General features: G+C 37.0%; 10 protein-coding genes. 8 read left to right on the top strand and 2 right to left on the bottom strand.

The window, feature by feature from the left end:
* Positions 1 to 14: 14 nt before the first annotated feature.
* The 8 genes from mepM to AABS66_RS01055 all read left to right on the top strand — a co-directional run bounded on the left by mepM (position 15) and on the right by AABS66_RS01055 (position 10,077).
* On the top strand, positions 15 to 1,352 hold the full coding sequence (gene mepM, locus AABS66_RS01090) for a murein DD-endopeptidase MepM (RefSeq protein WP_241016837.1): 1,338 nt from the start codon (positions 15 to 17) through the stop codon (positions 1,350 to 1,352).
* A gap of 118 nt (positions 1,353 to 1,470) precedes the next feature.
* Positions 1,471 to 2,445, top strand: a complete 975-nt coding sequence (lpxM, locus tag AABS66_RS01085) for a lauroyl-Kdo(2)-lipid IV(A) myristoyltransferase (protein WP_206084176.1) — start codon at positions 1,471 to 1,473, stop codon at positions 2,443 to 2,445.
* A gap of 1,251 nt (positions 2,446 to 3,696) precedes the next feature.
* The gene (locus tag AABS66_RS01080) at positions 3,697 to 4,554 is read left to right on the top strand and encodes a LysR family transcriptional regulator (protein ID WP_206084177.1); all 858 of its coding nucleotides are present in this window, start codon (positions 3,697 to 3,699) and stop codon (positions 4,552 to 4,554) included.
* Between the two features lie 188 nt (positions 4,555 to 4,742).
* Entirely contained in the window at positions 4,743 to 5,264 is a 522-nt protein-coding gene (locus AABS66_RS01075; RefSeq protein WP_430224445.1) for a fimbrial protein, read from the top strand.
* A 58-nt stretch (positions 5,265 to 5,322) separates the two neighbouring features.
* Positions 5,323 to 5,985 carry a fimbrial biogenesis chaperone gene (locus AABS66_RS01070; protein WP_206084179.1) on the top strand — a complete coding sequence of 221 codons (663 nt, stop codon included), beginning with the start codon at positions 5,323 to 5,325 and terminating at the stop codon, positions 5,983 to 5,985.
* Positions 5,986 to 5,997: 12 nt separating this feature from the next.
* Positions 5,998 to 8,484: a fimbria/pilus outer membrane usher protein gene (locus tag AABS66_RS01065; protein ID WP_272680890.1), complete on the top strand. Its 2,487-nt coding sequence runs from the start codon at positions 5,998 to 6,000 to the stop codon at positions 8,482 to 8,484.
* A gap of 8 nt (positions 8,485 to 8,492) precedes the next feature.
* Positions 8,493 to 9,512 carry a fimbrial protein gene (locus tag AABS66_RS01060; protein ID WP_272538478.1) on the top strand — a complete coding sequence of 340 codons (1,020 nt, stop codon included), beginning with the start codon at positions 8,493 to 8,495 and terminating at the stop codon, positions 9,510 to 9,512.
* Positions 9,513 to 9,648: 136 nt separating this feature from the next.
* A complete protein-coding gene (locus tag AABS66_RS01055; protein WP_349421774.1) occupies positions 9,649 to 10,077 on the top strand; it encodes a hypothetical protein in 429 nt (142 codons plus the stop codon).
* Positions 10,078 to 10,163: 86 nt separating this feature from the next.
* On the opposite strand, the gene pyk is transcribed toward AABS66_RS01055, so the two are convergent.
* Both pyk and AABS66_RS01045 read right to left on the bottom strand, forming a co-directional pair.
* The gene (gene pyk / locus AABS66_RS01050; RefSeq protein ID WP_206084183.1) at positions 10,164 to 11,606 is read right to left on the bottom strand and encodes a pyruvate kinase; all 1,443 of its coding nucleotides are present in this window, start codon (positions 11,604 to 11,606) and stop codon (positions 10,164 to 10,166) included.
* A gap of 199 nt (positions 11,607 to 11,805) precedes the next feature.
* A complete protein-coding gene (locus tag AABS66_RS01045) occupies positions 11,806 to 12,651 on the bottom strand; it encodes a MurR/RpiR family transcriptional regulator (RefSeq protein WP_206084184.1) in 846 nt (281 codons plus the stop codon).
* Positions 12,652 to 12,703 lie beyond the last annotated feature (52 nt).

The raw sequence follows: 12,703 nt of genomic DNA, 5'->3' as shown, positions 1-12,703 counted from the left end.
AAGGAATTGTTTAAGTGCAGCAAATGGCCAAAGGTCTGGCTCAGGTATATGGTAGCCTGTCTAGAACTCATAAAATCGTATTAAGTACGCTTACAGTCGCTACCATGGCCGTCGCAATTTGGCGGCCAGTTCATGTTCCAACGACTTCTGAAAATGATGGTATGCCTGATACCATCATTCCTCTAGCGTTATTACCTTCCACTGATGCCACTGACGATATTATTCAAGATAGTAGTGATCAATTACCTGACGAAGGTCTTGCAGATACCGAAGCAGAAGCAGATGGTGCGGAGGGGGAGACAACGCCGTTAGCCCATGAATATGTTGTTGCAAGCGGTGATAACTTAACAACAATTTTAACTCAGTTTGGTATTGAAGCTGGGGATGTTGCAACACTTTCGAATCAACATAAGTCACTGAGAAACCTAAAAATTGGTCAGGCACTAAATTGGTCTTTGACAGAGCAAGGTGAATTAGAATCACTAACATGGGAAGTGAATCGCCGTGAAACGCGGGTATTTAACCGAGTAGGCACGACGAATAAATTCGAAGAGGTTAAGCAAATTCGTACTGGCGAATGGACGAACAGTATTTTAAAAGGTACTGTTGATGGTTCTTTTGCACAAAGTACCAGTAAAGCAGGTTTAACACGTAATGAAGGCCGTGAAGTCATTAAAGCGCTACAATGGCAAATTGATTTTCGTAAATTGAAAAAAGGCGATAAATTTAGTGTGTTAATGAGCCGTGAAATGCTCAATGGCCGCAGCGAACAAAGCCAGCTTGTTGGTGTACGTTTGCAAACTAATGGTAAAAGCTATTATGCGTTCCGAGCTGAAGATGGCAAATACTATGATAGCGAAGGGAATGGCTTAGAACGTGGTTTCCTGCGTTTTCCAACAGCGAAACAATTTAGGGTTTCTTCCCAGTTCAATCCTCGTCGTGTCAATCCAGTAACAGGGCGTGTTGCACCACATAAGGGTGTAGACTTTGCAATGCCAGTAGGGACACCCGTTTTAGCAGTTGGTGACGGTGAGGTGATTGTGTCGAAATACAGTGGTGCTGCGGGCAACTTTATTGCTATTCGTCATGGTCGCCAATATACCACTCGTTATATGCATTTACGTCAATTACTTGTTAAACCTGGTCAAAAAGTCAAACGTGGTGACCGCATCGCATTGTCAGGTAATACAGGGCGCTCGACAGGGCCGCACTTGCATTTTGAAATGTGGGTAAATCAGCAAGCGGTTAATCCTTTAACTGCCAAATTACCAAGTTCAGGTGGGTTAACAGGTAAAGAGCGCAAAGAATACTTAGCGTTAGTTAAAGAAACAAAACCTCAACTGAAGCTGTAATAAATTCTTCTCCTTTCATAACTGGCAGGTACTTGTATCTGCCAGTTTTTTTTGAAATGCTTCCATAAATCATTATTTTAAGCTATAAAAATATAGCCATTATTCACTTGAGTGCAGTATGAATAAAGATAAAGACACAGACAGTAAAAAAGGCTATGTGCCAACATTTCATCGTTCTTATTTATTGCCAAAATATTGGGGTGTTTGGTTGGGAGCCGCTGTATTTGCAGGGCTTGCTTATATACCTGTTAAAATTCGTGACCCGATGCTGGCTAAAATAGGCAAATGGGTGGGCAGAATAGCCAAAAGTGCTCGTCGTCGTGCGAAGATCAACTTACTTTATTGCTTTCCTGAGTACACGGAAGAGCAAAGAGAAGATTTAGTTGATCGCATGTTTGAAACTGCACCGCAGTCTTTTGTCATGTTGGCGGAATTGTGCCTACGAGGGGCAAATAAAACGTTAGCACGTACACATTGGCATAATGAAGAAATCATTCAGCGGTTAAAAGAACAACAAAGTAATGTGATTTTTATGGTGCCACATGGGTGGGCAGTCGATGCACCTGCGATGTTATTAGCGGCAAAAGGCCAGCAAATGGCCGCAATGTTTCACCATCAAAAGAATCCTGTTGCAGATTATCTTTGGAACAAAGCGCGCTATCATTTTGGTGGCCGCCTCCATTCGCGAGAGGCGGGGATTAAGCCATTTATCGCATCCGTGAGGCAAGGGTACTGGGGATTCTATCTTCCTGATCAAGACCATGGTGAGGAACACAGTGAATTTGTTGATTTCTTTGGTACATACAAAGCGACACTTCCTGCAATTGGTCGTTTAATGAAAGTATGCAAAGCGAAAATTGTGCCGCTATTTCCAGTATATGATCATAAAACTCATCAATTACACATTTATATTCGTGAGCCAATGGATGACATTGATGGGAAAGACGATGAGTATATAGCACGTAGGATGAATGAAGAGCTTGAATACCTCGTCTTGCCTAGCCTTGAACAATATACATGGATTTTAAAACTATTGAAAACACGCAAAAAAGGGGAGATAGAACCCTATCAACGTAAGGATCTGTACCGGTAGTGCGACTTAAACGTTACAATTGAAACCATCACATTACTGTGGTGGTTTTTTTTCGCTAAGAATCATGATATTCAAGCCCAATGTGTTTTTATAATTTTATAAGTTTTAACATGAAAATTTAACATAAGGTAGGGTAATCCTAGGTTAAAATATTTATTTTTAGACTTACTTCTAAAATTAAAAAATTCACGAAGATAATCCATATATAATATTTCATTCTCAATTTATTGAAATTTAAAGAAATATTTTTATTTATTGTCATTTGCATTCCATAAATTAACCTCATTTTCTACGTCAAAAACCATATTTCCCTTTTTAAATGCTTTTAAAGAGTAAGTAAACTTTATCTATTTGATGATTTGATAAGGTTTATCTATGTTATAGTTTAATGTTTTACATATTTATATTTAATGTAATTCTTCATATACATTGATTTTTTGAACAAAATAGAAATCTAACCTTTATGTCTAATCTATAACACGCATTTAAAATCGACTTAATAAGCCAGATGATTGAGGGCAATAATACGGGTTATAGGTAAAATAAATTTCAGTTAAGGAGTGCGTTAAGCGGAAGACTAATATATTTATCTATCATCATGACTGGAAAAAAACATGCTGGTTTTGTTAAACCCTCAAAATTAGAGATAAATGTGATGAAAAATGGATGTTTAGGCTAACGTTATTAAATTAGCACGCACAGATCATGGTTTCTACCGTTGACTATTGTGCTATATTTCATTTTTTATATGAGTTTTTTTAAATGTGAAGCATTTAATGTTAATTTATTATCATAAAAAGACTAACCATTAATGATAATGCAGGGGGTAATTTATTCTATTATGATTAGAATTATGTTATTTTTATGATTAAATATAGATGGTAATTTAATCGTATAAAGAGAAATTTAATGATAAAGTAAAAAACAAATTATATTAAAATAAAAATTAAATAGTTTATTTCTATTTGTTATTTTAAATGAAAAATAAAAAGTCTATTGTTTTTATTTATTAAGTTTTAAATTAATTTAATATTATTGATTTTCATTTGATTTTTTAATTGTTAATAAATAAGAAACAATTGACCATTTAAAAACTAATATTTTAATTTTTAAGAAAATTAACTTAAAAAAAACTAAACATATGTTTGTTAATTAACCTCTATGTATAAATACCTATTAACGCATTTAAAATATATTGCTATATTTTAATGGAATTAAAAAAATAACTTCAGGCTAATACTTGGAGAGATTATGGAAAAAACCCGAACGACATTAGATCAATGGATTACTTTACAAGCTGTCGTTGACTATGGTGGCTTTGCTCAAGCAGCTGAAATTTTGCATAGAACACAATCATCAATTAGTTATACGATTAGCAAATTAGAGCAAACATTGGAACTTGAGATATTTTCTTTAGAAAGACGCCGTGCAGTACTCACTAAACAGGGCGAACAACTTTTAGCATTATCTAGGGAGGTTACAAATAAAGCAATTTCATTAGAAGAATTGGCTAAATCATTGAATTATGATGGTAATGGAAAAATTAATATTGTAATGGACTCTTTGTATCAAAGTGATGAAATACTTGAAAAAATAGGACAGTTCACACGTCTAAGAAAGGATTATGATATTGATTTTAAAAGAGTTTCATTAGATAGGGCCGATGTGCTATCACTGAAAAATTATGATTTGCTCATTACTCATCATAAAATTGAGTCTTTAAACCCAATTTATTTAGAGCAAGTTGATGCTATTTTAGTGACAAGCCCAGACCATAAATTACAATCATGTAATGAGTCTAATGTGCTGAATTTATTAGAAAAAACAACACATATCGTTCTGCTTCCTGCTTTTGGTGAAGTTGAGAAAAGCATTCAGACAATTAATGTAGCTAACGTTGAAATAGCGGTAAAATTAACTGAAAATTCAGTTGGATATTCATGGTTACCTAAAAATCTAATACAGGATGAGCTGAATAATAATTCACTAAAAGAGCTGAGAATTGCAAATAAAAGCAATGAATATCGCTTTTATATGTATTTGAATAAAAATTCAATGGTGAGTGATATTTTAAAATATTACCTTATCGATAATGATAAAAATAAATAAATACATCTTTTTTTGAATGATAAAAATAAACATGAAAATTTTAGATGTAATTTAAAAAAATTCAATGTATCAATTTGTTAACTTAACTAAAGGTAGATGGTATATTCCGTCCGCACTCCCAATATGAGTAATGTAATTATTCATTAAGTAATAATTAATAATTAAAGATCTATATTATAGGAACTATTATGAGTATTCTAAAAAAATCCCTAACAGTAATAGGGGGGGCTTTAGCTGTAACATCTGCGTCAACCGTTTTAGCTTCAGGTACAATTAATTTTACTGGAGAAATAACAGATATCGCTTGTACAGTAGATAGCAACTCTAAAAATTTAAATGTTGACCTTGGAAAAGTTTCATCAAAAAGCTTAGCTGCACAAGGTGAAGTTGCTGGACTAAAGGATTTTACAATTAAGCTTGTTGATTGCCCAGCTAACTCTAAAGTGACAGTACGTTTTGGCGGCACACGTGATACGGCTGACCGTGACATTCTTGCGATCAACCAAGCTGCGGGCGTTGCTAAAAACGTGGGTATCGCTTTATTTGAAAAAGATGCAACTACACAAATTAAACTGTTTGAAGATTCAAAAGAAGTTGAATTTGATGGTGCAACAGTCGATTTAGATTATGTTGCTCGTTATAAAGCAACGGGCGCTGCAACCGCAGGTCCTGCAAACAGCAGTGCAGTTTATAGTATTCAATACCATTAATACTATTAGAGGGTGGTATTCGCCACTCTCTATCTTTCCTTAAATCCAGGCTGTGTTTATGAAAAGAATATTACTTTCAGTATTTTTATTTACGTTCACTATGTCCAATTTTTCTTACGCAGCAGGTATTAGCGTTGGGGGAACACGATTTGTTTATGAAGAGAATAAACGTGAAATTGATATTCCAATTTATAATAGTGATAAAGAAAAACCATTTTTAATACAAAGTTGGGTATCACCCTATGAAGGTGAAGGAAAAACGCCATTTATAGCGACTCCACCTTTATTTAGGATTGAACCTGACACAAATGGTTCTGCACGTATTTCATATATAGGCGAGCCAATAGGGGCTAATCAGGAAAAACTGTATTTATTGAATATCAAATCTATACCACCAAAGGATAGTGGAATAGAAAACGAATTACAGATAATTATTAACTCACAGTTTAAATTATTTTTGCGTTCAAAAGATATTGAGCCATTCGACTTCGAAAAGGTTTTTTTAGTAAAAAAAACAGATGGAATTATGATTAATAATCAAACACCTTACCATTTGTCGATAAAAAATATATTAGTGAATGGCAATGTGGTAAATGGCAAAAACCTAATTTACCCATTTAACAACGATTATATTCTTAAGAAAAATATGAACAATGATAATTCTATAGTGGTGCAATTTATTAATGATTATGGCGCCATTATTGAGAAAAAAAACAAGTAAGAGTATATAAAAATGTCAGTTGCCTGCGCGAAAAATAAGCTAGCCTATTCTAAAATATTTATACCTATCAGCATGGTGATTTATACAAATAGTGCTATTTCTGAAGATATATTTGATATTAATGCAATTAATACAGGCATTGAAAGCCAAGTGGCGGACGTTAATAGTTTAGGCTACCTTTCGCAAGTCGGTGGACAACTGCCAGGTACTTACTATGTCGATATCTATATAAACAATAATTTAGTTGTGAACAAGAGCATAACCTTTGTTTATGACAATAAAATAAAAAAGCTCATCCCTGAAGTGACAAAAAAAATGTTATTAGAATGGGGGGTGAAAAATTCAGTAAGCCAAGAATTCTCAGATATGAATGAGAACGAATATGTGAAAAACATTGAGACACTTATTCCGGGGGCGAAGCTGGGCTATCATTTTGAAGTTAATCAATTGCAATTAAGTATTCCTCAAATTGGGTTAGAGAATACGAGCCGTGGTTACGTTGAACCAAGTGAATGGGATGACGGAATTAATGCCGCGTTTGTTAATTATACAGCAAGATATAACAAGTATTGGTATAAAGACAGAGATAACAATAATAACTCATTTCTAGGTTTGAGAAGTGGCATTAATTTAAATGCATGGCGGCTAAGAAATCATAGTACATACAGTAAAACGATGGATGAAAGCCATTGGAATAACCTACAAACTTATTTAGAACGGGATATTCGAACATTAAAAAGCCGTTTAACGATTGGCGAAACATCTTCTGATAATGGTGTAATGGAAAGCAACCCGTTTCGTGGGGTTAGATTAGCGTCAGATGAGAGCATGTTACCACAAAGCCAGAGGGGCTTTGCACCTGTTGTAACGGGAATTGCACAGACCAATGCCATTGTGACGGTAAGGCAAAATGGTAATGTCATTTACCAAACGACAGTACCGCCAGGTGAGTTTTCGATTAATGACCTTTACCCAACATCTTATAGTGGTGACTTAGACGTTACTATTGAAGAAACAAATGGTACAACACGTTCTTTTATTCAACCATTCTCAGCTGTGCCAATGATGCAAAGGTCTGGAGCGCTAAAATACAGTCTCGATATTGGTAAATATAATGTTGATAATGCGCGAAGAAATCCTAATTTTGCACAAGCTTCTGCAATTTATGGTTTACCTTATAACATGTCGATATATGGTGGTTTTTTAGTTTCCGCTGATTACCAAGCTTATACAATGGGAACTGGCATCAATTTGGGAAATATTGGCGCTATCTCAACGGATATTACGCAAGCCTCGACAACATTAATTGATAAAACAAAAGCGGATGGGCAATCATATCGCGTTCAATATTCAAAATACCTGCCTGGTACAGGTACATCATTTTCGTTAGCTTCATATCGTTATTCAACAAAAAACTATTATGATTTTTCTTCATCAAATAACTATTTCTACGATATAGGCAGGAAAAAGCAACAATTCCAAGCGTCTATTTCACAGTCATTGGATGGAGTTGGCTATTTTTCCGTCAATGGCTATCAACAGTATTATTGGGATAAGGGCGGTTCAGATAAAAATTTGACAATGAGTTTTAGTTCAAATTACAACGCGATGAACTACAGTGTTGCTTATTCATATATAAAGCAAGACTACTCTAATACAAATGATCAAATGCTTTCGGTGAATTTGAGTATCCCATTTGATATTGGTCAGAAAAATAATTGGGTTAATTATAGTTTTAATACTAGTCGTAAAGGAGATTCAACAAGTTCGCTTAGCTTTAATGGCACACGTTTAGAAGATAATAACCTTCAATACGACCTTACTCAACGCTATAACCATAGCAGAAATGAATACAGTAATTCGATAAGTGCTAACTATATTATTTCTGCAGGAGAATACAGCGCTGGATATAACTATGATCCTAAATATAACTCTGTAGATTTAGGTGCAACAGGTGCGCTGTTACTGCATTCTGGCGGAATGACGGCATCTCGAACAATTTATGACTCAGCGGTATTAGTTAAAGCGGAAGATATCGATAATCTTAAAGTGAATAACTCCCAAGCTTTATATACGGATGCCTCGGGTTATGCGGTTATTCCAACAGTGACACGTTATGAACGTAATAAGGTAAGTGTGGATACTGCCACATTGACAGGAAATAATGATGTTGCAATCAATACGACGACAGTTGTTCCGACACAAGGTGCAATTGTATTAGCAAATTTCCAAGCGAAACGCGGGGCAAGAATTTTATTAAGATTAATGAATAAAGATAATCCGATTGCTTTTGGTACTCAAGTCTTCGTGTTTGAAAAAGATAAACAAGTGACTAGTGGTATTGTAGCCAATGATGGTGAAGTGTATTTAAGTGGTGTACCAGAGCAAAGTGTTATTAAAGTGAAGTGGGGGAATAAACCAGCGCAGCAATGCACTGTGCCACTTTTATTATCACTAGAGAGTGACAAAATTCAGTTTATAGAACGCGTTTGTGAATAGGAGTTATCATGAAAAAATTAGGTTTAATATTCTGTATTCCTGCGCTTTTATATTCACAATCTGGTTTCGCAGAATATAGAGCTGAATTTGCGACAAGAACAAAAGATGTAGCAAAAACACTTTATGTGCCTCGAACTTTGCCTGTTGGCAGTTTTATTGATTCGGTCGATTTGGGAGGTTACACACCGTGGGTTTGGTGGAATGTCACAGGTCGAACAGAAGTGGGAATTTATCTTACAGGGCTTTCAGCTCCATCAATAAAAATCCCTGGTGTTGGTTATGTGAGAGAGATCAACAGCTCAGGTGTAGGCTATGCGCTTCATGGCACAGTGACAAGCCCTTGTTCAGGAAATGCATATGTTGATGGCGTGAATACTAAAGATGGAAATATTAGCAATAGAATGATTTGTGGTGTTAATTCATCTTCAGCATCCTATTCCGTACAGTTAAGAGCAGATTTTTATAAAGTGGGTGAAAATGTTACAACACAAACATTACCCAGTATTGAGGCTGCAATGCTTATTTTGTACAACAATGGTTTTATTACGTCTGATTCATATGGAAAAACGGAGCCGCGAGTTATGATGGGTCCGGTAAAGGTAGTTTCAAGCGGGTGCGAAGTGAAAAATAAAAATATTGATGTTCCTTTTGGAAATGTTAGCAAAACAACTTTTTCAGGCGTGGGGTCAACGAGTCCTGAGAGTCAGAAAAATCTTCAAATACAACTCGATTGTGACCCTATTTCGGCAATTAGGGTAACGTTTATCGGAACACAAGATGCGAGCCAAACACCAGGGGCTATTGCATTGAATGACTTAAGCGACATCAATACCGCGCAAGGTTATGCTATTCAAGTTAAATATAAAGGCGAGCCAATTAAATTGAATCAGCTGATGACTTTAGTCGAAAAAAATAGCAGTGCAGGGTTATATAATATTCCTTTAGAAGCCGCCTATATACAAACACAATCTGCAACGAAAACAGGCAAAGCGAATGGCACATTACAGTTTAATCTACAATATCATTAGCAATGGTAGCTTCTGTATTTAGCAAACAACTAAATGCAGAAGCACACTGTTTTATGCCAAATTTCCTATCAATTAAATGAATTTAACCCTGTATAGTAATGGTCGTTGATAAATAATAATGAAGGTGTAAAAGACAATGGCAATTGATCGTATGGATTGGCACTATGGAGGCGATTACCCTGAAGGGCTTCCTACTGAAAATGGTGGAACGCACATTGGTTTTTACCTGACTTGGATCATTCAAAATAATTTAGTTGGTGAGTTTCACCTTGAAGAATCGGAAGATGAAATTGAGTTAGTTAAAGCACGAAAAATGGATGGTCGCGAATTCTTAATTTCTATGTGTGATGAAAAATTTATCAGTGAAGATTTAAACGATGAAGGTAATGCGTTCACTGAGTTTTATTACGGGGCAGAAGAAGGTGGGTACTTCGATGATTATGAACGTGTTTTACAAAGTGATTTACCGTCTACTTATCATGTTGAAAATAGTTGGGAAAATTACGATAAAATTGCCGTAATAATTAGCGATGCGTTTACCAAGTGGAAGAAGGCAAAAGCTTGATGATACGGATATGATAAAGGCAGCGAATAACCGCTGCCTTTTATGTTCGATAACCTAATTCCGCTCAGTTGAACACAGAGGGAAGATTATTCGACTTCTAAGATACGGCAAGTATTAGTGCTTCCTACTGTACCCATCAGGTCACCTTGGGTCACGAGGACGATATCTCCACTCATTAAATAGCCGTTATCACGTAAGCGAGTGACGGCCTCAGCTGCAGCTTCAATACCATCAGTGTGTGTGCTACAGAAAACAGGGGTAACGCCGCGATACAATGAGCACTGGTTCAGTGTTTTTTCGTGACGTGACATAGCGAAAATAGGTAAGCCAGAACTGATGCGGGACATCATACGGGCGGTACGACCTGATTCAGTCATCGCAATAATTGCTTTTACCCCTTTCAGATGGTTAGCTGCGTACATCGTTGACATCGCGATGGCTTCTTCAGGGCTGCTAAATTCAGCATCTAAACGGTGTTTAGACACATTTAAACCAGGCATTTTTTCTGCGCCAAAACAAACTTGTGCCATGGCGGCAACGGTTTCTGCTGGGTACTGACCCGCGGCGGTTTCTGCGGATAACATCACCGCATCCGTGCCATCTAACACTGCATTCGCCACATCCATGACTTCTGCGCGTGTTGGCATTGGGTTTGTTATCATTGACTCCATCATTTGGGTTGCAGTGATAACGACACGGTTTAATTGACGTGAACGGCGGATTAGCTTTTTCTGGACAGCAACGAGTTCAGGATCACCAATTTCCACGCCTAAGTCACCACGAGCGACCATAACAACGTCAGAGGCAAGGATAACTTCATCCATAACTTGGTCATTTGCAACGGCTTCTGCACGCTCAACTTTCGCTACGATTTGGCATTCACAACCTGCGTCACGCGCTAAACGACGCGCATAATCTAAATCTTCCCCTGAACGTGGGAAAGAAACTGCTAAGTAGTCGACATTAATTTTAGCGGCAGTTTTGATATCTTCTTTATCTTTGTCTGTTAACGCTTCAGCAGAAAGGCCACCACCTAATTTATTGATACCTTTATTATTTGATAATTGGCCGCCAACGGTTACTTCCGTAAAGACTTGCAAACCTTGTACTTCACGGACTTTTAATTGAACACGCCCATCATCAAGTAGCAGGATATCACCAGGAACGACATCAGCAGGTAACCCTTTATAGTCGATGCCGACTTTTTGCTGGTCACCTTCACCTTTGCCTAAGTTTGCATCAAGAATGAATTTATCACCGATATTTAAGAATACTTTACCGTCTTTAAACGTAGAAACACGAATTTTAGGACCTTGCAAATCACCGAGGATCGCAACATGGCGACCTAAACGAGCGGCAATTTCACGCACTTTGTTAGCACGTAGCTGATGGTCTTCTGGAGTTCCGTGGGAGAAGTTAAGGCGAACAACATTGGCACCTGCATTGATAATTTTTTCGAGGTTATTATCACGATCAGTAGCTGGACCAAGAGTTGTAACAATTTTAGTTCTTCTAAGCCGTCTAGACATGTATGACTCCGTTGACCTGTAATGGTGTTGATAAAAGAGTGAAACCATTTCACTCCATTTCGAAACCTGTTTACTGCAAATAGGGATGCTGACACGAGCACAGCTATTATATACTGCAAATTTCTTAATGCTATCAGGTCTGTAAAACTATTAAAGTCCGATGAGCACAGAAAGACATTTTATCCTGTCAGTTTTAGCTTTAGACGTTATCAAACCGCGAATCGCGTAAGGCTTCTTTGACACGCTTCAAGTTATCTCTAAATTTTTCACCTCTTCTTAACGTAAATCCAGTTGTTAATACATCAACAACAGCAAGTTGCGCCATTCGAGAAACCATCGGCATGTATATATCAGTATCTTCAGGGACATCAATAATGATAGATAATGAAGCGGCTTGTGCCAGAGGGGCATTTTCTGAAGTGATAGCGATGACCGTTGCATCATTTTGTCGGGCTAATTGAGCCATCTCAACAAGGGCTTTTGTTCTCCCAGTATGGGAAATGAGCACAATGACGTCCCCTTCAGTACTATTCATACAGCTCATACGTTGCATGACAATATCATCAAAATACATGACAGGAATATTAAAGCGAAAAAACTTATTCATTGCATCGTGAGCGACGGCAGCGGATGCGCCGAAGCCAAAAAAACTAATTTTTCGTGCTTGGGTGAGTAAGTCAACAGCTCGATTAATTGCGCCGATGTCAAGCGTATGTTTCACATGATCAAGACCTGCCATCGCGGATTCAAAAATTTTGTGTGTATAGGTGTTTACTGTATCCGTTTCTTCTACATGTCGATTAACGTAGGGGGTGCCATTAGCCAAGTTTTGGGCGAGGCGAAGTTTGAAATCGGGAAACCCTTTGGTATCCATCTTCCGGCAAAATCGGTTAACTGTAGGTTCACTGACATCAGCTAATTGAGCAAGGGTTGCGATACTCAGATGAATAGCGCGCTGTGGCATCCCTAAAATCACTTCAGCCACTTTTTTCTCCGATTTGCTTAAAAAATCGAGGCTGGTTTTCATTTGTTCTAAAATATTCATAATAGCAAAAGCGCCTATTTCATCAAAAGGAGAAATTTTTCTGCCATCACGC

This window comes from Providencia sp. SP181 (assembly GCF_050446505.1).
GTDB classification, from domain to species: Bacteria; Pseudomonadota; Gammaproteobacteria; order Enterobacterales; family Enterobacteriaceae; genus Providencia; species Providencia vermicola.
Note: the sequence above shows the minus strand (reverse complement) of the source record. Positions and strands in the feature narration are given on the sequence as shown.

Coding starts and splice junctions, on each gene's coding strand:
- lpxM (WP_206084176.1), top strand. CDS start 1,471: ATGAATAAAGATAAAGACACAGACAGTAAAAAAGGCTATGTGCCAACA.
- AABS66_RS01080 (WP_206084177.1), top strand. CDS start 3,697: ATGGAAAAAACCCGAACGACATTAGATCAATGGATTACTTTACAAGCT.
- AABS66_RS01075 (WP_430224445.1), top strand. CDS start 4,743: ATGAGTATTCTAAAAAAATCCCTAACAGTAATAGGGGGGGCTTTAGCT.
- AABS66_RS01070 (WP_206084179.1), top strand. CDS start 5,323: ATGAAAAGAATATTACTTTCAGTATTTTTATTTACGTTCACTATGTCC.
- AABS66_RS01065 (WP_272680890.1), top strand. CDS start 5,998: ATGTCAGTTGCCTGCGCGAAAAATAAGCTAGCCTATTCTAAAATATTT.
- AABS66_RS01060 (WP_272538478.1), top strand. CDS start 8,493: ATGAAAAAATTAGGTTTAATATTCTGTATTCCTGCGCTTTTATATTCA.
- AABS66_RS01055 (WP_349421774.1), top strand. CDS start 9,649: ATGGCAATTGATCGTATGGATTGGCACTATGGAGGCGATTACCCTGAA.
- pyk (WP_206084183.1), bottom strand. CDS start 11,606: ATGTCTAGACGGCTTAGAAGAACTAAAATTGTTACAACTCTTGGTCCA.
- AABS66_RS01045 (WP_206084184.1), bottom strand. CDS start 12,651: ATGAATATTTTAGAACAAATGAAAACCAGCCTCGATTTTTTAAGCAAA.